Below are 22,526 nucleotides of genomic sequence, written 5' to 3'. Positions count from 1 at the left end.
GCTACTTTAGCATAACAATTATCATTTTCATTGAGGTCTTATCATGAAAACCGCCCTGCTGCTGGAAAAACTGGAAGGACAGCTCGCCACGCTGCGCCAGCGTTGTGCCCCGGTAGCGCAATTTGCCACGCTAAGTGCCCGCTTTGACAGGCACCTTTTTCAGACCCGTGCGACAACACTGCAGGCTTGTCTCGATGAGGCGGGCGATAACATGGCTGCGCTTCGTCATGCGGTTGAGCAGCAACAGCTGCCGCAAGTGGCCTGGCTGGCAGAACATCTGGCGGCGCAACTGGAGGCTATAGCGCGTGAAGCCACAGCCTGGTCGCTACGCGAGTGGGACAGTGCGCCACCGAAAATTGCCCGCTGGCAGCGTAAACGTATTCAGCATCAGGATTTTGAGCGGCGGCTACGTGAGATGGTAGCCGAACGTCGAGCCCGCCTGGCGCGGGTGACCGATCTCGTGGAACAGCAAACGCTGCATCGTGAAGTGGAAGCCTATGAAGCGCGCCTGGCACGCTGCCGCCATGCGCTGGAAAAAATCGAAAACAGGCTAGCGCGCTTAACCCGCTAGCAATGGAGAGAGTATGTCACTGGAAAATGCCCCTGACGATGTCAAACTGGCTGTCGATTTGATTGTGCTGCTGGAAGAAAATCAGATCCCAGCCCGCACCGTGCTGCGCGCGCTGGATATTGTGAAGCGTGATTATGAAAAGAAGTTACAGAGCGATGAGGCTTCGCAAAGCGAGTAAAAAATAAAGGGCGGCATCACTGTCGCCCTTTATTGTCCTTACCCTACCGCTGGTGTCGGATCGTCGCCTTTGTAGTCGCGTTTGACTTCCGTCACCTCATCGCCCTTCTCGTTGTGCAGATGCACTTCAAGCTGGTTAAAGGCAATGTTGATATCGTTTTCACGGCACAGCTGATCGATAGTACGGTTCAGCTCATCGACAGTACGGCTACGGTCACGCAGTTCACGCACATACAGACGCAGCTCATGATCCAACGTGCTGGCACCAAACGCCGTAAAGAAGACTTCCGGCATTGGTTCGTGCATCACCCTTGGGTGCTCAGTCGCCGCCTTCAGTAACACTTTACGCACTTTTTCCAGATCGGAGCCATAGGCCACGCCGAGACGGATCACCAGACGCGTAGTAGTGTCAGTCAACGACCAGTTGATCAGACGCTCGGTAACAAACGCTTTGTTCGGGATGATCACTTCTTTGCGATCGAAATCGGTAATCGTTGTCGCACGAATACGGATCTTACTTACCGTCCCCGAGAAGCTACCAATGGTTACCGTATCGCCAATGCGCACCGGACGTTCGAACAGAATGATCAAACCGGAGACGAAGTTACCGAAGATCTCTTGTAAACCAAAACCAAGACCTACGGATAATGCTGCCGCCAGCCACTGGAGTTTATCCCACGAGACGCCCAGCGATCCGAACACCGTCATCGCACCAACGGCAATAATGATGTAGTTAAGGATGGTAGTAATGGCATACGACGCGCCCTGCCGCATGTTCAGGCGCGAGAGCACCAACACTTCCAACAGACCAGGCAGGTTGCGAATCAACGCCCAGGCTACCATTGAGGCGATAATCGCAAACAACAGACTGCCCATGGTGACGTTTTTCACCACCGCAGCGCCAGCTTCAGTGCCGTTGTAATGCCAGAGCGTGATGCTGTCCAGATAGCTGAACACGGTGATCAAATCGGACCAAATTGCCCAGAACATGACACCGAACAGCGCAAACATCAGCAACATGGTAATACGCAGCGTCTGCTGGTTAACCTGCTCCAGTGCAATGGTGGGTTCTTCCGGCGGTTCAGCACCTTCCGCGCCCTCTTTCACCAGATTCTGCCGACGCGCCAGCGCACGACGCCAGGCGATACGCCGCGCCGCTACGCTTAAGCCGCGCAATACCGTCTGGTACAGCAGGTTCCAGATGATCACCAAATAAACGGTTTCAATCCAACGCCCGGAGAGGCGCAGCGTGGTGTAGAAATAACCCGTGGCGGTCAGCACCATCAACGCAATCGGGATAATCGACAGCACGGTAATGGTGACCAGTCGCATGGTGTGCGACTCTTTATCACGCCAGCTTTCGCGGCACATCGGCCATACCAGGAAGGCAATCAGCAGCAGGTTGAAGAAAATCATCGCCTGCCCCAGCACATCATCCATCAGATGCAGCGGGGAAAGTTCTGCCACCACAGACCAGAAATGGATAGGCAGCAATGCGAGACTGATGCGGACAATTTGCCGACGCCAGTGGCTGGTCTGCTGTTCCGGCATACCAAAGTGACGCACGGCAACGCCGTTTTTCTCCAGTACCTTCCAGCACAGGCCAAACACCAGCCAGAAAATCGCCAGTTTTTTACTGAACGACCATAGCAGTTCGCTGATGTTGAGTTGCATGGTCAACAGAATCAGGCCAACCGCGAGAATAATCAGGCACACCGGCAGCGCACGGATCAGGTCGATAAGGATCGCTTTTGGTGTGTTGAGCTGGCTGTCGTTACGCAGGGAACCCACAGCGGAAGCCAGTTTCTGTTGATACGCTTTCAGCCAGCCCAGACGCCAGTGGATCAGCCCGGCAATCAACAGCAGCGGCAAACCGGCGAGGAAAGCGATAAAAACGGCAGGCCATGCTTTTTCCCAGTTCACTGTGATTTTCATCGACTTAAATTCATCTTTCAGGCTTTGCGGGAACGCTTTGATCCAGTCCCAGTCCATTGGACGGTTACTGTTCACCCAAAAGATTTGCTGAGTCAGGATGGATTTCAGGTTTTTCGACACACTCATTAACTGCTGCTGGTTGATTTGCAGGTTAATGGCCATCATCAGCTGGTTACCCAACTGTTTGTTAAGCTGATCCAGCAATTCGCGACGCATATCAACTACTTGCAATAACGCATCGTGAACTTCGCTGTTGACTTCGTTGGTGTGACCTTCTTCCAGTTTGTTGACGAACGCATCGCTCTGGAAGAGTGCATCACGCTGCTGGTTAACTTCAAACTGTTCGAGACGCAAATCCGCGATGCGGTTGGTCATGTTTTCCAGCTCATCCGCCGAGGGCAGCGTTTGTTGTTGCTGGTAAAGGATACGAGACAACAGCAGGCTGCCCTTCAGGACGGCAATCTGCTCTTTAATATTGCGTTCCGATTGCAGCGCCCGCTCCAGCCAGTTTTTGACTTTAATGTTTTGCTGCATCAACTGATTACCGTTTTCAGTCGCGGTAATCAGACGCTGACTTAACTGCTGGTTAATTTCCAGTTCCTGCTTCACCAGCGGATTAGCCTGAATACGCGCGGCTTCATCCGGGGAGACGGCTTCCTGCGCCGTTTTTTCGGTTAAAGTCAGGCGCTTGCTGTTTACTGCTTCTTGCAACAGCTGCAACTGGTGCTCCAGACGGGCGCTGTTCGCCGTCACGTAATCCCGTTGCTTTTGCAAGGTATCCTGTAAGACTGTGTTCCCTTCCAGGCTTTTACGCTGCTGGTCAATCTCGGCATTCAGCAAAGCCTGCTGAGCCTGCATTAACACTTTCTGGCTGGGACGTAAGGCAGTCTCGCCGACATCAGTCCCATCCAGACGACTGCGAATTTGTTGCAGCTGCTGCGAAGCGTTATACATCGCATTTTGCACGCGTTCGGGCTGCGTCTGTAACGAAACCAACTGGCTGTTATAAGACGCCAGATCGTTTTGTGCGTTCTGCAAATCGTCCAGCGCCTGGGCAACGCGAGTTTCCAGCTGGCGCAACGAAAGCGTACTCAGAATTTTGCGCGTTTCTTCGTCATTATCGACATCGCTAAGTGCAGTTAACGCCGCGGTCGCCTGGCGCATTTTTTCCGGCGCTTCAGCGACTTTTTGCCGTAGCTGAACTGTCTCTTCTTTTACGCGATCGATTTTATCGAGGGTGGCTAATGTATCTGTCAGATCCTGCTGCACCAGTTTGTCCTGAGCAGAAAGATCTTTTTGTTTATTCAGTGAGTCAAGTTGTGCCTGCAGGTCCGCTTTTGTCGGCAGATCACCATTCGATGACGCCCGCGCAAACGCCGTGTTCTGGCATAACAAGACAAAAACAAAAGCAATAAATGCTGAAAAAACAAAATGCCGTGATCGTTTGTAATACTGGAACATAGTCATGATGAATGAAGGTTTCTGAACCTGAAGAACGACCTGAAAAAGTCAAACCGCAAGAATATCACGACGCAGTGAACCAGAATAGCAACGACGAAAATGTCCAGGAAAAATCCTGGAGTCAGATTCAGGGTTATTCGTTAGTGGCAGGATTACGAAGCGTGGGGCACAGGAGATACATCTCCAGTAAGATGGCGACGTAATCGCGGGCTTCTTTTTTAAGATCAAAAGATTGCGGGGCAAAGAGCCAGTTTTCCATCAGGCCGGAAATATAGCCGCGCATAATAATTGCTGCCCGACGCGTCATTAAATCCGCAGGCAACATTTTCGCTTCAATACAATGTTTTAACGTTTGTTCTATACGGTCATAACTTTCCAGACAGAGATTACGTTGTGCCTGTTGCACAACAGCCATTTCTCCGACAAATTCGCATTTGTGGAATATAATCTCCATCAATAATCGACGCCGTTCTTCTGTCACCGTGGATTCAAGAACATGAATTAATATCTCTCTTAATACTGAGAGTGGATCGCCAGGGAATTTTGCCTGATACTCAAGCTCTAGTTCACCAATATTGGATTCTGACAGTTCCCAGATCTCACTGAACAAATCCGACTTGTCTTTAAAATGCCAGTAGATTGCACCGCGCGTAACGCCAGCTGCTTTTGCAATCTCACCCAGCGAGGTGGATGATACCCCCTGCTGTGAGAAAAGACGTAGAGCCACATCGAGGATGTGTTGGCGCGTTTCTTGCGCTTCTTGTTTGGTTTTTCGTGCCATATGTTCGTGAATTTACAGGCGTTAGATTTACATACATTTGTGAATGTATGTACCATAGCACGACGATAATATAAACGCAGCAATGGGTTTATTAACTTTTGACCATTGACCAATTTGAAATCGGACACTCGAGGTTTACATATGAACAAAAACAGAGGGTTTACGCCTCTGGCGGTCGTTCTGATGCTCTCAGGCAGCTTAGCCCTAACAGGATGTGACGACAAACAGGCCCAACAAGGTGGCCAGCAGATGCCCGCCGTTGGCGTAGTAACAGTCAAAACTGAACCTCTGCAGATCACAACCGAGCTTCCGGGTCGCACCAGTGCCTACCGGATCGCAGAAGTTCGTCCTCAAGTTAGCGGGATTATCCTGAAGCGTAATTTCAAAGAAGGTAGCGACATCGAAGCAGGTGTCTCTCTCTATCAGATTGATCCTGCGACCTATCAGGCGGCATATGACAGCGCGAAAGGCGATCTGGCGAAAGCCCAGGCTGCAGCCAATATCGCGCAATTGACGGTGAATCGTTATCAGAAATTGCTCGGTACTCAGTACATCAGTAAGCAAGAGTACGATCAGGCTCTGGCTGATGCGCAACAGGCGAATGCTGCGGTAACTGCGGCGAAAGCTGCCGTTGAAACTGCGCGGATCAATCTGGCTTACACCAAAGTTACCTCTCCGATTAGCGGTCGCATTGGTAAGTCGAACGTGACGGAAGGCGCATTGGTACAGAACGGTCAGGCGACTGCGCTGGCAACCGTGCAGCAACTTGATCCGATCTACGTTGATGTGACCCAGTCCAGCAACGACTTCCTGCGCCTGAAACAGGAACTGGCGAATGGCACGCTGAAACAAGAGAACGGCAAAGCCAAAGTGTCGCTGATCACCAGTGACGGCATTAAGTTCCCGCAGGACGGTACGCTGGAATTCTCTGACGTTACCGTTGATCAGACCACCGGGTCTATCACCCTACGCGCTATCTTCCCGAACCCGGATCACACTCTGCTGCCGGGTATGTTCGTGCGCGCACGTCTGGAAGAAGGGCTTAATCCAAACGCTATTTTAGTCCCGCAACAGGGCGTAACCCGTACGCCGCGTGGCGATGCCACCGTACTGGTGGTTGGCGCGGATGACAAAGTGGAAACCCGTCCGATCGTTGCAAGCCAGGCTATTGGCGATAAGTGGCTGGTGACAGAAGGTCTGAAAGCAGGCGATCGCGTAGTAATAAGTGGGCTGCAGAAAGTGCGTCCTGGTGTCCAGGTAAAAGCACAAGAAGTTACCGCTGATAATAACCAGCAAGCCGCAAGCGGTGCTCAGCCTGAACAGTCCAAGTCTTAACTTAAACAGGAGCCGTTAAGACATGCCTAATTTCTTTATCGATCGCCCGATTTTTGCGTGGGTGATCGCCATTATCATCATGTTGGCAGGGGGGCTGGCGATCCTCAAACTGCCGGTGGCGCAATATCCTACGATTGCTCCGCCGGCAGTAACGATCTCCGCCTCCTACCCCGGCGCTGATGCGAAAACAGTGCAGGACACGGTGACACAGGTTATCGAACAGAATATGAACGGTATCGATAACCTGATGTACATGTCCTCTAACAGTGACTCCACGGGTACCGTGCAGATCACCCTGACCTTTGAGTCTGGTACTGATGCGGATATCGCGCAGGTTCAGGTGCAGAACAAACTGCAGCTGGCGATGCCGTTGCTGCCGCAAGAAGTACAGCAGCAAGGGGTGAGCGTTGAGAAATCATCCAGCAGCTTCCTGATGGTTGTCGGCGTTATCAACACCGATGGCACCATGACGCAGGAGGATATCTCCGACTACGTGGCGGCGAATATGAAAGATGCCATCAGCCGTACGTCGGGCGTGGGTGACGTTCAGTTGTTCGGTTCACAGTACGCGATGCGTATCTGGATGAACCCGAATGAACTGAACAAATTCCAACTAACACCGGTTGATGTCATTACCGCCATCAAAGCGCAGAACGCCCAGGTTGCGGCGGGTCAGCTCGGTGGTACGCCGCCGGTGAAAGGCCAACAGCTTAACGCCTCTATTATTGCTCAGACGCGTCTGACCTCTACTGAAGAGTTTGGCAAAATCCTGCTGAAAGTGAATCAGGATGGTTCCCGCGTGCTGCTGCGTGATGTGGCGAAAATTGAGCTGGGTGGTGAGAACTACGACATCATCGCAGAGTTTAACGGCCAACCGGCTTCCGGTCTGGGGATCAAGCTGGCGACCGGTGCAAACGCGCTGGATACCGCTGCGGCAATCCGTGCTGAACTGGCGAAGATGGAACCGTTCTTCCCGTCAGGTCTGAAAATTGTTTACCCGTACGACACCACGCCGTTCGTGAAAATCTCTATTCACGAAGTGGTTAAAACGCTGGTCGAAGCGATCATCCTCGTGTTCCTGGTTATGTATCTGTTCTTGCAGAACTTCCGCGCGACGTTGATTCCGACCATTGCCGTACCGGTGGTATTGCTGGGGACCTTTGCCGTCCTTGCCGCCTTTGGCTTCTCGATAAACACGCTAACAATGTTCGGGATGGTGCTCGCCATCGGCCTGTTGGTGGATGACGCCATCGTTGTGGTAGAAAACGTTGAGCGTGTGATGGCGGAAGAAGGTTTGCCGCCAAAAGAAGCTACCCGTAAGTCGATGGGGCAGATTCAGGGCGCTCTGGTCGGTATCGCGATGGTACTGTCGGCGGTATTCGTTCCGATGGCCTTCTTTGGCGGTTCTACTGGTGCTATCTATCGCCAGTTCTCTATTACCATTGTTTCAGCAATGGCGCTGTCAGTACTGGTGGCGTTGATCCTGACTCCGGCTCTTTGTGCCACCATGCTGAAACCGATTGCCAAAGGCGATCACGGGGAAGGTAAAAAAGGCTTCTTCGGCTGGTTTAACCGCATGTTCGAGAAGAGCACGCACCACTACACCGACAGCGTAGGCGGTATTCTGCGCAGTACAGGGCGTTACCTGGTGCTGTATCTGATCATCGTGGTCGGCATGGCCTATCTGTTCGTGCGTCTGCCAAGCTCCTTCTTGCCAGATGAAGACCAGGGCGTATTTATGACCATGGTTCAGCTGCCAGCAGGTGCAACGCAGGAACGTACGCAGAAAGTGCTCAATGAGGTAACGAATTACTATCTGACCAAAGAAAAGAACAACGTTGAGTCGGTGTTCGCCGTTAACGGCTTCGGCTTTGCGGGACGTGGTCAGAATACCGGTATTGCGTTCGTTTCCTTGAAGGACTGGGCCGATCGTCCGGGTGAAGAAAACAAAGTTGAAGCGATTACCATGCGTGCAACACGCGCTTTCTCGCAAATCAAAGATGCGATGGTTTTCGCCTTTAACCTGCCCGCAATCGTGGAACTGGGTACTGCAACCGGCTTTGACTTTGAGCTGATTGACCAGGCTGGCCTTGGTCACGAAAAACTGACTCAGGCGCGTAACCAGCTGCTTGCAGAAGCAGCGAAGCACCCTGATATGTTGACCAGCGTACGTCCAAACGGTCTGGAAGATACCCCGCAGTTTAAGATTGATATCGACCAGGAAAAAGCGCAGGCGCTGGGTGTTTCTATCAACGACATTAACACCACTCTGGGCGCTGCATGGGGCGGTAGCTATGTGAACGACTTTATCGACCGCGGTCGTGTGAAGAAAGTTTACGTCATGTCAGAAGCGAAATACCGTATGCTGCCGGATGATATCGGCGACTGGTATGTTCGTGCTGCTGATGGTCAGATGGTGCCGTTCTCGGCGTTCTCCTCTTCTCGTTGGGAGTACGGTTCGCCGCGTCTGGAACGTTACAACGGCCTGCCATCCATGGAAATCTTAGGCCAGGCGGCACCGGGTAAAAGTACCGGTGAAGCAATGGAGCTGATGGAACAACTGGCGAGCAAACTGCCTACCGGTGTTGGCTATGACTGGACGGGGATGTCCTATCAGGAACGTCTCTCCGGCAACCAGGCACCTTCACTGTACGCGATTTCGTTGATTGTCGTGTTCCTGTGTCTGGCGGCGCTGTACGAGAGCTGGTCGATTCCGTTCTCCGTTATGCTGGTCGTTCCGCTGGGGGTTATCGGTGCGTTGCTGGCTGCCACCTTCCGTGGCCTGACCAATGACGTTTACTTCCAGGTAGGCCTGCTCACAACCATTGGGTTGTCGGCGAAGAACGCGATACTTATCGTCGAATTCGCCAAAGACTTGATGGATAAAGAAGGTAAAGGTCTGATTGAAGCGACGCTTGATGCGGTGCGGATGCGTTTACGTCCGATCCTGATGACCTCGCTGGCGTTTATCCTCGGCGTTATGCCGCTGGTTATCAGTACTGGTGCTGGTTCCGGCGCGCAGAACGCAGTAGGTACCGGTGTAATGGGCGGGATGGTGACCGCAACGGTACTGGCAATCTTCTTCGTTCCGGTATTCTTTGTGGTGGTTCGCCGCCGCTTTAGCCGCAAGAATGAAGATATCGAGCACAGCCATACTGTCGATCATCATTGATACAACGTGTAATCACAAAGGCCGCGCAAGCGGCCTTTTTTATGCATAACCGACGAACATTAAGGAGTCATTGAACCACCAACTCAGGATCTCATACGAAAACCAGTATTAACCTCGCATAAAATTCATAAAAAATACTGATTGTTAGTTAATTTATATTAAGTAGCGCTAATAAATTTAATAATCCATAATCATTTAGAGGCTATTCTTAATTATTTGCGGTAATTCTTTATTCATTCCTCGGTTATTACGTCATATTCAGAGCAATCCTGGTATTAGTGTCACCAATTTCATCTGGCGATAATCCTGAAATGTTATGAATAGTTCGAGCAGACTGCTTTTACCTACTGCGGGTTAGTGCTAGTATGAAAAAATGAGTCCTGTCCCGATTCCTTCCTAATTGTAATTTTTCGTAATAATGCGATGAAAACCTGCAAAGAGTGGCTTATAGTTAAGCTAACAAACGAGAGGGCAAGTCCAGGTCAGTAAGTTTTTTCCATCCCGAAAGGTGTCCGTTAGTTCAACCACTAAGAAGGGGACGCGTTATGGATGAATACTCACCCAAAAGACATGATATCGCACAGCTTAAGTTTCTCTGTGAAACCCTGTATCATGACTGTCTTGCAAACCTTGAAGAAAGCAATCATGGCTGGGTTAACGACCCAACCTCGGCGATCAACCTCCAGTTGAATGAACTGATTGAGCATATTGCGACCTTCGCACTTAATTACAAAATTAAGTATAATGAAGACAATAAGCTCATTGAGCAGATCGACGAATATCTGGATGACACCTTTATGTTGTTCAGCAGTTATGGTATTAATATGCAGGATCTTCAGAAATGGCGGAAGTCAGGTAATCGACTATTCCGTTGTTTTGTCAATGCGACGAAAGAGAATCCTGCGAGTTTATCTTGTTAGAATTATTACAACCATGGGTAGAAGTATGTCCGAAAAACCTTTAACAAAAACCGATTATTTAATGCGTTTACGTCGTTGCCAGACAATTGACACGCTGGAGCGTGTTATCGAGAAAAATAAATACGAATTATCAGATAATGAACTGGCGGTATTTTACTCAGCCGCAGATCACCGCCTCGCCGAATTGACCATGAATAAACTGTACGACAAGATCCCTTCCTCAGTATGGAAATTTATTCGCTAATAAATAATTCGCTTTCGGAGCTATAACCGGCTGTTTATTAAGAATTTTATACTTTTTCGCCATGAAGACGTACCCTATGTGATCTTTATCACACAGATGTAATGGGAACGTTCTCTTCACTGACTTTTCGTCTTACTGTGTTGCCGCATTTTCAGCAACCGGAGGTCAGTAATGAGCACAGAAAAAGAAAAGATGATTGCTGGTGAGTTGTATCGCTCGGCAGATGAGACGTTATCTCGCGATCGCCTGCGCGCTCGTCAGCTTATTCACCGATACAATCATTCCCTGGCGGAAGAGCACACATTACGCCAGCAAATTCTCGCTGATTTATTCGGTCAGGTGACAGAGGCTTATATTGAGCCAACGTTTCGCTGTGATTATGGCTATAACATTTTTCTCGGCAATAATTTTTTCGCCAACTTCGATTGCGTGATGCTTGATGTCTGCCCTATTCGCATCGGTGATAACTGTATGTTGGCACCAGGCGTTCATATCTACACGGCAACACATCCCATCGACCCTGTAGCACGTAATAGCGGTGCTGAACTGGGGAAACCCGTCACCATCGGTAATAACGTCTGGATTGGCGGACGCGCGGTCATTAACCCTGGTGTGACCATTGGTGATAACGTCGTGGTAGCCTCAGGTGCAGTTGTCACAAAAGATGTCCCGGACAACGTTGTCGTGGGCGGTAATCCAGCCAGAATAATTAAAAAATTGTAATAGGTTTTTCGCAACTGTTATGCAAAATTGTGGTAAATCTGTTACTTTCCCTCTACTATTCCCACGTTAAAATAGGGTGTTCCCTGGAAAGTTGCAGATACCACGAAGGCAAACGATGACCGAAATACAACGCCTGCTGACCGAAACAATTGAGTCTCTAAATACCCGCGAAAAACGCGACAACAAACCCCGCTTTAGTATCAGTTTTATCCGTAAACATCCGGGGCTGTTTATCGGTATGTATGTTGCTTTTTTTGCCACCCTGGCGGTGATGTTGCAGTCCGAAACGCTTTCAGGCTCTGTCTGGCTACTGGTTGTATTATTTATCCTGCTTAATGGTTTCTTCTTTTTCGATGTCTACCCACGCTACCGCTATGAAGATATCGACGTGCTGGATTTCCGCGTTTGCTATAACGGCGAATGGTACAACACGCGCTTTGTACCTGCCGCGCTGGTTGAAGCCATCTTGAACTCTCCGCGTGTCGCGGATGTTCATAAAGAACAACTGCAAAAAATGATCGTCCGTAAAGGTGAACTGTCTTTTTACGATATTTTTACCCTCGCTCGCGCCGAATCAACATCTTAAGTTAGGGTTACATACCAGGCGTAAAGCTCTGCGCCTGGTCAAATGACAACGTTCGTTTCCACCCATCCCTTCATGAAATCCCGGCTCTACCTCCTTATCTCCTGCAAGCCTTTTTCCACAATCAGATATACTTTCCCTACACTGTGTTAATAAGGATATGGTGGTGAGAACACGACATCTGGTCGGCCTTATTTCGGGAGTACTGATTCTTTCAGTATTGCTGCCTGTCGGCTTAAGCATCTGGCTGGCCCATCAGCAGGTAGAAACATCATTTATTGAAGAGCTGAATACGTATTCCTCCCGCGTCGCTATTCGGGCCAATAAGGTGGCGACACAAGGGAAAGATGCGCTGCAAGAGCTGGAAAGATGGCAAGGCGCTGCCTGTAGCGAAGCCCATCTCATGGAAATGCGTCGGGTATCTTACAGTTATCGCTATATTCAGGAAGTGGTTTATATCGATAACAACGTTCCCCAGTGTTCGTCTCTGGAGCATGAAAGCCCGCCCGATACCTTCCCCGAGCCAGGTAAAATTTCGAAAGATGGTTATCGTGTCTGGTTAACATCGCATAACGATTTAGGCATTATCCGTTACATGGTTGCCATGGGAACGGCACATTATGTCGTCATGATCGACCCCGCTTCCTTTATTGATGTCATTCCCTATAGCTCATGGCAAATTGATGCCGCCATTATTGGCAATGCCCATAACGTTGTGATAACCAGCAGCGATGAAATTGCTCAGGGAATTATTACCAGACTACAAAAAACACCCGGTGAGCATATCGAAAATAATGGAATCATTTACGATATCCTGCCCTTCCCGGAAATGAATATTTCGATCATCACCTGGGCTTCAACGAAAATGTTGCAGAAAGGCTGGCATCGGCAAGTCTTTATTTGGTTACCGCTCGGGTTGGTGATTGGCCTGCTGGCAGCGATGTTTGTGCTGCGTATTTTGCGCCGTATCCAGTCACCGCATCATCGGCTGCAGGATGCTATCGAAAATCGTGATATTTGCGTGCACTATCAGCCGATTGTCTCCTTAGCCAATGGCAAAATTGTCGGTGCTGAGGCACTGGCGCGCTGGCCGCAGACAGACGGTAGTTGGTTGTCACCAGATAGTTTTATTCCGCTGGCACAGCAAACGGGCCTTTCTGAGCCATTGACGCTACTGATTATAAGAAGCGTCTTTGAAGATATGGGCGACTGGCTGCGTCAGCATCCGCAGCAGCATATTTCGATCAATCTTGAATCCACCGTGCTCACCTCGGAAAAAATCCCGCAATTGCTGCGTGAAATGATCAATCACTATCAGGTTAATCCCAGACAGATCGCGCTTGAACTCACTGAACGCGAGTTTGCCGATCCGAAAACCAGCGCCCCGATAATTTCTCGCTACCGGGAGGCGGGCCATGAAATTTATCTTGATGATTTTGGTACGGGGTATTCAAGTTTAAGTTATTTACAGGATCTGGATGTCGACATTCTGAAGATCGATAAATCTTTCGTTGATGCGCTGGAATATAAAAATGTCACGCCGCATATCATCGAAATGGCAAAAACACTGAAACTGAAAATGGTAGCGGAGGGAATCGAAACCAGTAAACAAGAAGAGTGGTTACGCCAGCATGGCGTGCACTACGGTCAGGGCTGGCTCTACAGCAAGGCATTACCGAAAGAAGATTTCTTACGCTGGGCCGAGCAACATTTGTGAATTGTAGGGCTGACGGCACGCCGCACAGCCCATCACGCTACCTATTCGTCGATGATTGACTCGAATCCGCCATAGATCATTCGCTTACCATCAAACGGCATGGACTCGCCGAACTCTTTCATCCGTGGGTCCGACATCATCTTTTGATTAGCAGCGTCGCGGACCTCTTTTGAAGGGTATTCAATCCAGCTAAAGACAACCTCTTCATTCTCTTCAGCTTTTACCGCCATACGAAAATCGGTCACTTTGCCATCCGGTACATCGCTGGCCCAGCATTCGACAATACGAAGCGCGCCAAACTCTTTAAACAATGGCGCAGCCTTAGCAGCCATTTCCCGATAGGCATCCTTTTTATCGACAGGAACGGCAACCACAAAACCATCAACATACTTCATCAGACATACCTCCGAAGCGTACTGCGCAGCCAGACAATTCTTGCGACGTCAGTTGTGGTTAAAGTTTAGCCATATTGGGATTTTTTGACGAAACGGGGGGAGGCAGAAATGGGTGGGGGCCCTGCCAGCTACATCCCGGCACACGCGTCATCTGCCTTGGCTGCTTCCTTCCGGACCTGACCTGGTAAACAGAGTAGCGTTGCGGGAGAACCAACAGAGCCCCCATTGAGAGCGTTGAGAACCAACGCGCAGGCGCATTATCACTGCTGCCCCGGCTAATTGCAACCCATTGCGTGCCGGATGCTGGTTTCTTGCGCAATGCGGCTTCACTCGGGCGTTTTTCCAGATTATGCTGAAAAATTACCTCAGGAAGAAAAGATGGAAAAAGAAGATTCATTTCCCCAACGCGTCTGGCAAATCGTCGCCGCTATTCCCGAAGGCTATGTCACCACTTACGGTGATGTGGCGAAACTGGCAGGATCGCCCCGCGCCGCGCGCCAGGTGGGCGGTGTGTTAAAGCGTCTCCCCGAAGGCAGCACCTTACCCTGGCACCGGGTGGTTAATCGCCACGGCACAATTTCGCTAACCGGACCGGATTTACAGCGTCAACGACAGGCATTACTGGCAGAAGGTGTGATGGTATCGGGAAGCGGGCAAATCGACTTGCAGCGTTATCGCTGGAACTACTAACCCTCTCCGGGCGGAGAGGGTTAACTGCGCTTAATATTGCGTAGGAGCTGGAACTGCCGAAGACGGATTCACCTGAGTTGGTGAAGTCGAAGGTACGGTAGTCGTTGCGCCACCGCTGGCCTGAACCGGCACGGCGGTTTGCTGCACCGGCACCAATGTCAGGTCGGCTTTAGTTCCGCCCTGGTTGATCACCGGCTGAACGGTATCGGTAATAAATACCAGTTTGTCATTCACGGTAATCGCCGCACTCAACAGAATACGCGCATTCGGCTGAACATCTGCCGGGTTAAATGGCAGAACAAAGCTGAATGGTGACTGTTTGCCTTCGGTACGCACCGCTTTCTGCGCCAGTACTTTTGACGGTGCATCGGCTAACGACGCGTCAGAAAGTGTCACGGTCAGCACAGCATCAGGCGGCAGTGCGACTTTCTGACGGATCCAGACGGTACCGGAGACATTCGGTTGCTGGATAGCAGGTTGTTGTGTTGCTGAAATAGACGTATTTGCAGCCGGTGCTGGCGTCTGAATATCCGCGCTTTTATCTGCGCAAGCCGCCAACGCAATCGCAACCGCTAAACCACTGGCCATGTGCACGAGTTTCATTCACTTCTCCTTATTATCAATGCACCAGCGGGCTAACTTTCCTCGCCGGAAGAGTGGTTAACAAAATAGTAACGTCAACAAGTGTGGCACACATCACGCATTTCTGCCTGTAATTAGCCCGTAATTCAGACCATTGCACCCATCGGACCAGTGGCAAATTTGCGTTATACTCAACTCACTTTGGCTTGCTGCGGCAGCTTTGTTACTGGAGAGTTATATGAGTCAGGCGCTAAAAAATTTACTGACATTGTTAAATCTGGAAAAAATTGAGGAAGGACTCTTTCGCGGCCAGAGTGAAGATTTAGGTTTACGCCAGGTGTTTGGCGGCCAGGTCGTGGGTCAGGCCTTGTATGCTGCAAAAGAGACCGTCCCTGAAGAGCGGCTGGTACATTCGTTTCATAGCTACTTTCTTCGCCCTGGCGATAGTAAGAAGCCGATTATTTATGATGTCGAAACGCTGCGTGACGGTAACAGCTTCAGCGCCCGCCGGGTTGCTGCTATTCAAAACGGCAAACCGATTTTTTATATGACTGCCTCTTTCCAGGCACCAGAAGCGGGTTTCGAACATCAAAAAACAATGCCGTCCGCGCCAGCGCCTGATGGCCTGCCTTCGGAAACGCAAATCGCCCAATCGCTGGCGCACCTGCTGCCGCCAGTGCTGAAAGATAAATTCATCTGCGATCGTCCGCTTGAAGTCCGTCCGGTGGAGTTTCATAACCCACTGAAAGGGCACGTCGCAGAACCGCATCGTCAGGTGTGGATCCGCGCAAATGGTAGCGTGCCGGATGATCTGCGCGTTCATCAGTATCTGCTCGGTTACGCTTCTGATCTTAACTTCCTGCCGGTAGCTCTACAGCCGCACGGCATCGGTTTTCTCGAACCAGGAATTCAGATAGCGACCATCGACCATTCCATGTGGTTCCATCGCCCGTTTAATTTGAATGAATGGCTGCTGTATAGCGTGGAGAGCACCTCGGCGTCCAGCGCACGCGGCTTTGTGCGCGGTGAGTTTTATACCCAGGACGGCGTGCTGGTTGCCTCGACCGTTCAGGAAGGAGTAATGCGTAATCACAATTAAAAAAATAGCCGGAGGTGAAAACCGTCCGGCTGTTTTTTGCAGTGCTTGTTACGCGTTATAGGCATTTTCGCCGTGGCTGTTGACGTCAAGCCCTTCTCGCTCCTGTTCTTCCGGCACACGCAGGCCAACCGTCAGATCCGCCAGTTTGTAGCCGATAAATGCCACCACACCGGACCAGACGATCGTAATGGCGATGCTTTCCAGCTGTACCAGCAACTGATGGCCCATCGTCACACCTTCAGCGAAGCCCACGCCGCCCAGCGAACTGGCGGCAAAAATCCCGGTCATGATACAGCCGACAATGCCACAAACGCCGTGCACACCGAAGACATCGCAGGGATCATCCACCCGCAGCAAGCGTTTGAGCATGGTAACGCCCCACAAGCCCGCCAGACCAGCTACCACGCCGATAATCAACGCGCCGCCAACACCAATGTAGCCACACGCTGGCGTCACGCCGACCAGACCGGCAATCGCGCCAGAACACGCTCCCAGCAGTGAAGGCTTTCCGCGCAGCGCCCATTCACCGAAGATCCAGCCAAGAATTGCTGCCGCCGTTGCGACCACAGTATTCACAAATGCCAGTGCCGCGATTTCATTCGCCGTGCCCGCTGACCCGGCGTTAAAGCCAAACCAACCGATATAGAGAATGGCAGTCCCGGTGAAGACCATCGGCAGGTTGTGCGGTTTAAACGCCTCTTTACCGAAGCCCACGCGTTTGCCTATCAGATATGCGCCCACCAGACCGGCGATTGCGGCGTTAATGTGCACCACCGTGCCACCCGCGAAATCCAGCGCACCGTGAGAAGCCAGCAAACCACCGCCCCAGACCATATGCGCAATCGGAATGTAGGAGAGCGTCAGCCATACCACCACGAAAATCAACACAGCTGAGAAGCGGATTCGTTCCGCCAGCGCCCCAACTATCAAGCCTACGGTAATGCAGGCAAACGATCCCTGAAACGCTACGTGGATATACTGATAAATGCTGCCCATCACCGCCGTCAGTTCGATGTTTTTCAGCATCAACCAGTTAATGTTGCCGAAGAAGTTGTTTCCCTCACCAAACGCCAGCGAGTAACCGTAAACCACCCAGAGAATACAGACCAGTGCAAACGTCACCGTCACCTGCGTCAGCATCGACAGCACGTTTTTGCCGCGAATCAACCCACCGTAAAACAGGGCAATCCCCGGAATAGTCATAAACAGCACCAGCGCAGTACAAATCATCATAAACGCATTGTCGGCTTTATCGGCCACCGCAGGTGCAGCCATTACCAGTCCCGGCAGCATCGCCAGTGAAGCAAGCCCAGTTTTTATCGTCGCTATCTTCATTTTTCGTTCCTGTTGCTGTGTGCCAGAGATTACAGCGCCGATTCGTCGGCTTCGCCGGTACGAATACGAATGACGCGTTGCAATTCAGCGACGAAGATTTTGCCGTCGCCAATTTTTCCGGTGTAAGCCGCTTTGCTGACGATATCGATCACTTCATCGAGTTGGTCATCAGCAATCGCCACATCAATTTTTACTTTTGGCAGGAAATTGACGCTGTATTCCGCCCCCCGGTACAGCTCGGCATGTCCTTTCTGACGCCCGAAACCTTTCACTTCGGTGACGGTCAGGCCCTGAATACCAATGGAAGATAACGCTTCACGAACGTCTTCCAGCTTGAATGGTTTGATTATCACGGTCACCAGCTTCATAGATCCCCTCCGGTCAGAATTCGGTAATGGTTCTGCTACACGAAGAAGGTATTGCAAGCGGTGTGCCAGAAATGAAAAACGAGAAGGAGAGCAGGAAGTTAAGAAGATTGAAAACAAAAACGCACTATGACAGTGCACAGTGCGTTACATTTTTGCACCAACGATGAAATATTGCGCTATTCAGGCGCTCAATGATTCCTCTTCACGCACGCTGGCTGCCAGCTCTTCGCCCGCAAGTTGCAGTTGATACATCTGCCAGTAGCGTCCCTGGGCCGCCAGCAGTTGCTGGTGAGTACCCTGCTCCACGGCTTGCCCACGATGAAGCACCAGAATGGTGTCGGCATCAACAATGGTCGATAAGCGGTGAGCAATCACCACCAGCGTGGTATGTTCACGCACCGCCGCCAGAGCATGTTGAATCGCCTGTTCAGTACCGGAGTCAATGCTGGCGGTTGCCTCATCAAGGATCAGGATTTGCGGCGTCTCCACCAACACGCGTGCCAGTGCCAGCAGTTGCTTTTGCCCGACTGAGAGATTATTCCCCTGCTCGCCAAGCGGCGTGTAAATACCGTCGCTCATGCTACGCGCCAGCTCCGCCAGTTGCACGGTTTCCAGCGCCTGCCAGACGCGTTCTTCGGAGATATCACGCCCCAGCGTCACGTTGGCGAGGAAGGTATCCGCCAGCACCACCGGATCTTGCTGCACCATTGCCACGCCCTGGCGCAGCGCGCTGTGACTTAGCGAACTTAATGGACGACCATCAAGGCGAATCTCACCTTCCGTTAGCGGGTAATAGCCCATCAATAAACTGGCGAGGGTGCTTTTGCCACTGCCGGTATGCCCGACCAGTGCCACAAAGTTACGCGAAGGCACAGAGAGATTAATGTTCTTTAGCACCAGATTGTCATCGCGATAAGCAAATGACACGTTATCGACTTCGATGGTGCCGCTCTGTAACGGGCGATCATCATTGCCATATTGCTGGCGCGGTCCGTCCATCAGTTCAAACACACGCTCACCAGCAACTACAGCCTGTTGCAGCATCGCCTGCTGCGTGGTCAGTTCGATTAATGGTTCGTTAAGTCGCCCAAGATAGCTGATAAATGCATACAACACGCCCACTTCAATGGTGCCGCTGGCGGAGAAGCCAAACAGCATCAACAACCCACAAAGAATGAGCGATGAAAACAGACTCAGCAGCGGACGCAGCAGAAAACCGTCGAGGCGCAGGGTTTGCATCCTCGCCATATAGTGTGAACGACTGGCCTCACCCATACGTTCGCCAAATCGCGACTGCTGACGGAACTGCTGGATAACGCTCATGCCATTGATGATTTCGTTAAAGCCGTCGTTGATATCTGCCAGATAAGCGCGTACACGGCGGACGATCGGCGTGCTGTAACGCTGATATATCACCATTACCACCAGCACCACCGGGAAAATCATTATCGCCACCAGCGCCATTCGCCAGTCGAGGCTGAACATCGACACCAGCATCGCGCCCACCAGTGCGGCGCTACGCAGGACAGTTGCCACTACGGTAACGTAGAGGTCGCGGATCACTTCAGTGTCATTAGTGACGCGGGAAATCACCTGCCCGACGGGTTGGGTATCAAACTCGCTTAATGGCTGGCGTAACGCAGCATCCATCACGTCGGTACGCAACTGTTGCACTACGCCTACTGCCGCCCGATTAAACAGCAGCGACTGCGCGTAATGTAGCCCGGCGGCAAACAGTTGCAGCCCAACATACGCCGCAGCCAGCCCTGCAACCACTTTCAACGGCAGGTTATTTTTCGCTACCATATTGTCGATAAAATAGCTGATAAGCAGCGGCCCACTGACTTCTGCCGCTGCCGCAACCCACATCATCAGGACCGCAATCCCCAGCGGTTTACGCCACGGCGAACCGTACGCTAACAGACGCTTGAGAGTCGGCCACAGTTGGCTAAAACTACGCATCAACGGCCTCCTCGCGAATTTCCGGAGCGTCGTCGAGCGCCGCCTCCAGTTGTTGATAGCGATACATATCGCGATACCAGCCGCTTTGTTGCGCCAGCTCATCATGATTGCCACGCTGAGCGATATGTCCGTGCTGCATCACAATAATTTCACTGGCTTCCGTCAGTGCCGAAAGGCGATGGGCACTGATGATTACCGTTCTTCCCTGCCCCCATTGACGCAGGTTATGCAGGATCTGGTGCTCTGTGCGTCCGTCTACTGCCGAAAGCGCATCATCAAGGATGAGGATTTCCGCGTTGACTAATAACGCACGAGCAATGGAGATACGCTGTTTTTGCCCACCGGAAAGCATCACGCCGCGCTCGCCCACTTCTGTATCGTAACCTTGCGGTAAACGCAAAATATCGTCATGCACGCTGGCTAACCGCGCGACATGCTCAATCTCTTGCTGGGTGGCATTCGGGCAACCCAACGCGATGTTGTTCGCTACGGTGTCGGAAAAAAGGAACGGTGTCTGGCTAACTACCGCCAGGCGGCTACGCCAGCTATCGAGTTGTAACTTCGTCAGAGGAATATCATGAAAGCGGATATCCCCCTCGCTGACGTCGAAATGACGCTGAATGAGCGACAACAGGGTACTTTTGCCGGAACCAGTCGGCCCGCAAATACCCAGCATCTGACCGGGTTTCAGGGCGAAATTGACGTTTTCCAGCGCAGGATGGTCAGTCTGCGGATACGTGAACTGGCGAATATTTACATCCAGTTCGCCACGACCTTCCGGCACGGGTTCGCTACCATCATTCACCACCGGCGCTTCCGCCAGCATCGCGCGAATGCGGCTGTACGCAGCACTACCACGTTCCACTATGTTAAACATCCATGCCAGCGCCAGCATTGGCCAAATCATCAGACCTAAATACATCATAAAACTGGTGAGCTGGCCCAGCGTTAAACTACCCTGCACCACCATCCAACTACCGCCGCCAATCGCCAGCAAGTTCGCCGTGCCGATGGCGATGTAAATGGTCGGATCAAAACGGGCATCAATACGTGCCACACGCATGTTTTTCTTGCCGGTATCTTCGGCATCCTCGGCAAATAACGCCGACTGGCGATCTTCCAGACCAAAAGCTTTGATCATGCGGATACTGGTGAGGCTTTCCTGGGTGCGGTCATTAAGACTAGAAAACGCCGCCTGTGCCAGCTTAAAGCGTTCATGCAAGGCATCGCCGTTGCGCTTGATCATGATCGCCATCACTGGCATCGGCAACAGGGCAAATAAGGTCAACTGCCAGCTAATTTGCGTAGACATCATAATCAACACAGCGCAGCCCATCACCAGTGAATCCACCAGCGTCAGCACCCCTTCTCCGGCGGCAAACACGACGCGATCGACGTCATTGGTCGCACGAGCCATGAGGTCACCCGTGCGATGACGCAGGTAAAACTCAGGATGCTGCCGGCTTAGCTGACGGTAATAATCTTCACGCAGTTCAACAGCCAGTTGATAAGACGCACCAAACAGCAATACGCGCCAGACGTAACGCAGGAGATAAACCACAACGGCAATCAGCACCATGGTGGCGATCCACATCAGGATCTGCCCGGTAGTAAAGTGTTGTTCTGTCACGCCATCGACAACAATACCAACCACTTTTGGCGGAACCAGTTGCAGCATCGCGATAATGACAAGCAAGGCGACAGCCCCGAGATAGCGACGCCATTCCCGACGGAAATACCAGCTTAATTGAGCAAATAATCGCACGCGTTGTGTCCTGACCTGATTCTGGATATTTATTCGATGGGTAAAGAAGTGGTGTATTTAATCTGTTCCATCGCGAAGCTGGAAGTGACGTCCGACAGCCCCGGCACGCTGTTTACCAGGCGCTTATAAAACTCGTCGTAGCGTTTCATGTCGGCAACCTGGACGCGCATCAGATAATCGTATTCACCAGCCATGCGCCAGAACCCCAGCACTTCTGGCATTTCGGTAACCACCGTGACAAAGCGGCAATACCATTCGCTGCTGTGATGTTGCGTTTTTATCAGCACAAAGGCGGTCAGGCCGAGGCCTATTTTTTCCGGATCCAGCAGGGCGACTTTGCCGATAAGAATACCGTCGTCCTCCAGCCGTTTCAGACGCTTCCAGCAGGGGGTAGTTGTCAGATTAACGGCTTCAGCCAGTGCCTGCAAAGAGAGGGTGCAATCCTGCTGTAGTAAGGCCAGCAGCTTACGGTCAATTTTATCTAACATAGCCCTTCCACGGAGAATTTTTTTCTCTTTTAATTCTATTTTAAAGGTGAAATCGCGACAATTTATTCTGTGCGGTTTAAACACCACGGCACAAAATGACAAATTCAACGCAAATAAATATCCTCCGGCATAGCCGGAGGTTTTTCAAATGCGCCTGTAAGGCTCTGTTACCAGCCGCGCCCTAACAGGCGCATACGATCTGACATTTGCATTCAACTTCGTT

General features: G+C 51.3%; 20 protein-coding genes and 1 other RNA gene. 11 read left to right on the top strand and 10 right to left on the bottom strand.

Going from position 1 to position 22,526, the window contains the following annotated elements; translation table 11 throughout:
• Positions 1 to 43: 43 nt before the first annotated feature.
• The gene (priC, locus tag ACJHYD_RS18865; RefSeq protein WP_001522038.1) at positions 44 to 571 is read left to right on the top strand and encodes a primosomal replication protein N''; all 528 of its coding nucleotides are present in this window, start codon (positions 44 to 46) and stop codon (positions 569 to 571) included.
• Between the two features lie 13 nt (positions 572 to 584).
• Positions 585 to 749 (top strand): pleiotropic regulatory protein RsmS, encoded by a 165-nt coding sequence (rsmS, locus tag ACJHYD_RS18860; protein ID WP_000051143.1) that lies wholly within the window; start codon positions 585 to 587, stop codon positions 747 to 749.
• Positions 750 to 787: 38 nt separating this feature from the next.
• On the opposite strand, the gene mscK is transcribed toward rsmS, so the two are convergent.
• On the bottom strand, positions 788 to 4,150 hold the full coding sequence (gene mscK, locus ACJHYD_RS18855) for a mechanosensitive channel MscK (protein WP_000177746.1): 3,363 nt from the start codon (positions 4,148 to 4,150) through the stop codon (positions 788 to 790).
• Between the two features lie 127 nt (positions 4,151 to 4,277).
• A complete protein-coding gene (acrR, locus tag ACJHYD_RS18850) occupies positions 4,278 to 4,925 on the bottom strand; it encodes a multidrug efflux transporter transcriptional repressor AcrR (protein WP_000101737.1) in 648 nt (215 codons plus the stop codon).
• 141 nt (positions 4,926 to 5,066) lie between these two features.
• Between acrR and acrA the strand changes: the two genes are divergently transcribed.
• The 7 genes from acrA (at position 5,067) to pdeB (ending at position 13,619) form a co-directional block, all read left to right on the top strand.
• Positions 5,067 to 6,260 carry a multidrug efflux RND transporter periplasmic adaptor subunit AcrA gene (acrA, locus tag ACJHYD_RS18845; protein ID WP_001295833.1) on the top strand — a complete coding sequence of 398 codons (1,194 nt, stop codon included), beginning with the start codon at positions 5,067 to 5,069 and terminating at the stop codon, positions 6,258 to 6,260.
• 22 nt (positions 6,261 to 6,282) lie between these two features.
• Complete coding sequence (gene acrB, locus ACJHYD_RS18840; protein WP_001132480.1) at positions 6,283 to 9,432, top strand: efflux RND transporter permease AcrB; 3,150 nt, start codon at positions 6,283 to 6,285, stop codon at positions 9,430 to 9,432.
• A gap of 545 nt (positions 9,433 to 9,977) precedes the next feature.
• Entirely contained in the window at positions 9,978 to 10,352 is a 375-nt protein-coding gene (gene tomB / locus ACJHYD_RS18835) for an Hha toxicity modulator TomB (protein WP_000344800.1), read from the top strand.
• Positions 10,353 to 10,377: 25 nt separating this feature from the next.
• Positions 10,378 to 10,596 carry an HHA domain-containing protein gene (locus tag ACJHYD_RS18830; protein WP_001291435.1) on the top strand — a complete coding sequence of 73 codons (219 nt, stop codon included), beginning with the start codon at positions 10,378 to 10,380 and terminating at the stop codon, positions 10,594 to 10,596.
• 171 nt (positions 10,597 to 10,767) lie between these two features.
• The gene (gene maa / locus ACJHYD_RS18825; protein WP_000102564.1) at positions 10,768 to 11,319 is read left to right on the top strand and encodes a maltose O-acetyltransferase; all 552 of its coding nucleotides are present in this window, start codon (positions 10,768 to 10,770) and stop codon (positions 11,317 to 11,319) included.
• Between the two features lie 115 nt (positions 11,320 to 11,434).
• Entirely contained in the window at positions 11,435 to 11,905 is a 471-nt protein-coding gene (locus ACJHYD_RS18820) for a YlaC family protein (protein ID WP_000136192.1), read from the top strand.
• 163 nt (positions 11,906 to 12,068) lie between these two features.
• Positions 12,069 to 13,619: a cyclic-guanylate-specific phosphodiesterase PdeB gene (gene pdeB / locus ACJHYD_RS18815; protein ID WP_001366446.1), complete on the top strand. Its 1,551-nt coding sequence runs from the start codon at positions 12,069 to 12,071 to the stop codon at positions 13,617 to 13,619.
• A gap of 41 nt (positions 13,620 to 13,660) precedes the next feature.
• Here the strand turns inward: pdeB and ACJHYD_RS18810 are convergent, their stop codons facing one another.
• Complete coding sequence (locus tag ACJHYD_RS18810; protein WP_001550741.1) at positions 13,661 to 14,014, bottom strand: DUF1428 domain-containing protein; 354 nt, start codon at positions 14,012 to 14,014, stop codon at positions 13,661 to 13,663.
• Positions 14,015 to 14,133: 119 nt separating this feature from the next.
• Positions 14,134 to 14,230: signal recognition particle sRNA small type (gene ffs, locus ACJHYD_RS18805), an RNA gene on the bottom strand.
• A gap of 162 nt (positions 14,231 to 14,392) precedes the next feature.
• Between ffs and ACJHYD_RS18800 the strand changes: the two genes are divergently transcribed.
• Positions 14,393 to 14,704 carry an MGMT family protein gene (locus ACJHYD_RS18800; protein ID WP_000409911.1) on the top strand — a complete coding sequence of 104 codons (312 nt, stop codon included), beginning with the start codon at positions 14,393 to 14,395 and terminating at the stop codon, positions 14,702 to 14,704.
• Between the two features lie 30 nt (positions 14,705 to 14,734).
• Here ACJHYD_RS18800 and ACJHYD_RS18795 read toward each other — a convergent pair whose 3' ends face one another.
• Positions 14,735 to 15,307 carry a YbaY family lipoprotein gene (locus tag ACJHYD_RS18795; RefSeq protein ID WP_000779831.1) on the bottom strand — a complete coding sequence of 191 codons (573 nt, stop codon included), beginning with the start codon at positions 15,305 to 15,307 and terminating at the stop codon, positions 14,735 to 14,737.
• Positions 15,308 to 15,524: 217 nt separating this feature from the next.
• Here ACJHYD_RS18795 and tesB point away from each other — a divergent pair, with 217 nt between their 5' ends.
• Positions 15,525 to 16,385: an acyl-CoA thioesterase II gene (gene tesB, locus ACJHYD_RS18790; protein ID WP_000075876.1), complete on the top strand. Its 861-nt coding sequence runs from the start codon at positions 15,525 to 15,527 to the stop codon at positions 16,383 to 16,385.
• A 48-nt stretch (positions 16,386 to 16,433) separates the two neighbouring features.
• Here tesB and amtB read toward each other — a convergent pair whose 3' ends face one another.
• From amtB to decR, 5 genes are all read right to left on the bottom strand, one after another.
• Positions 16,434 to 17,720, bottom strand: a complete 1,287-nt coding sequence (gene amtB, locus ACJHYD_RS18785; protein ID WP_000685029.1) for an ammonium transporter AmtB — start codon at positions 17,718 to 17,720, stop codon at positions 16,434 to 16,436.
• A gap of 29 nt (positions 17,721 to 17,749) precedes the next feature.
• Positions 17,750 to 18,088, bottom strand: a complete 339-nt coding sequence (gene glnK / locus ACJHYD_RS18780; RefSeq protein WP_001550740.1) for a P-II family nitrogen regulator — start codon at positions 18,086 to 18,088, stop codon at positions 17,750 to 17,752.
• Between the two features lie 180 nt (positions 18,089 to 18,268).
• A complete protein-coding gene (locus tag ACJHYD_RS18775) occupies positions 18,269 to 20,050 on the bottom strand; it encodes a SmdB family multidrug efflux ABC transporter permease/ATP-binding protein (RefSeq protein ID WP_001550739.1) in 1,782 nt (593 codons plus the stop codon).
• Entirely contained in the window at positions 20,043 to 21,815 is a 1,773-nt protein-coding gene (locus tag ACJHYD_RS18770; protein ID WP_001550738.1) for a SmdA family multidrug ABC transporter permease/ATP-binding protein, read from the bottom strand. Before ACJHYD_RS18770 ends, ACJHYD_RS18775 begins: the two co-directional genes overlap by 8 nt.
• A gap of 29 nt (positions 21,816 to 21,844) precedes the next feature.
• The gene (gene decR / locus ACJHYD_RS18765; RefSeq protein ID WP_000884589.1) at positions 21,845 to 22,303 is read right to left on the bottom strand and encodes a DNA-binding transcriptional regulator DecR; all 459 of its coding nucleotides are present in this window, start codon (positions 22,301 to 22,303) and stop codon (positions 21,845 to 21,847) included.
• Positions 22,304 to 22,526: the final 223 nt, after the last annotated feature.

The organism is Escherichia sp. WS1368 (assembly GCF_046487485.1).
GTDB classification, from domain to species: domain Bacteria; phylum Pseudomonadota; class Gammaproteobacteria; order Enterobacterales; family Enterobacteriaceae; genus Escherichia; species Escherichia coli.
The sequence above is the reverse complement of the archived record's forward strand: the minus strand, read 5'-3'. Positions and strand labels throughout refer to the sequence as shown.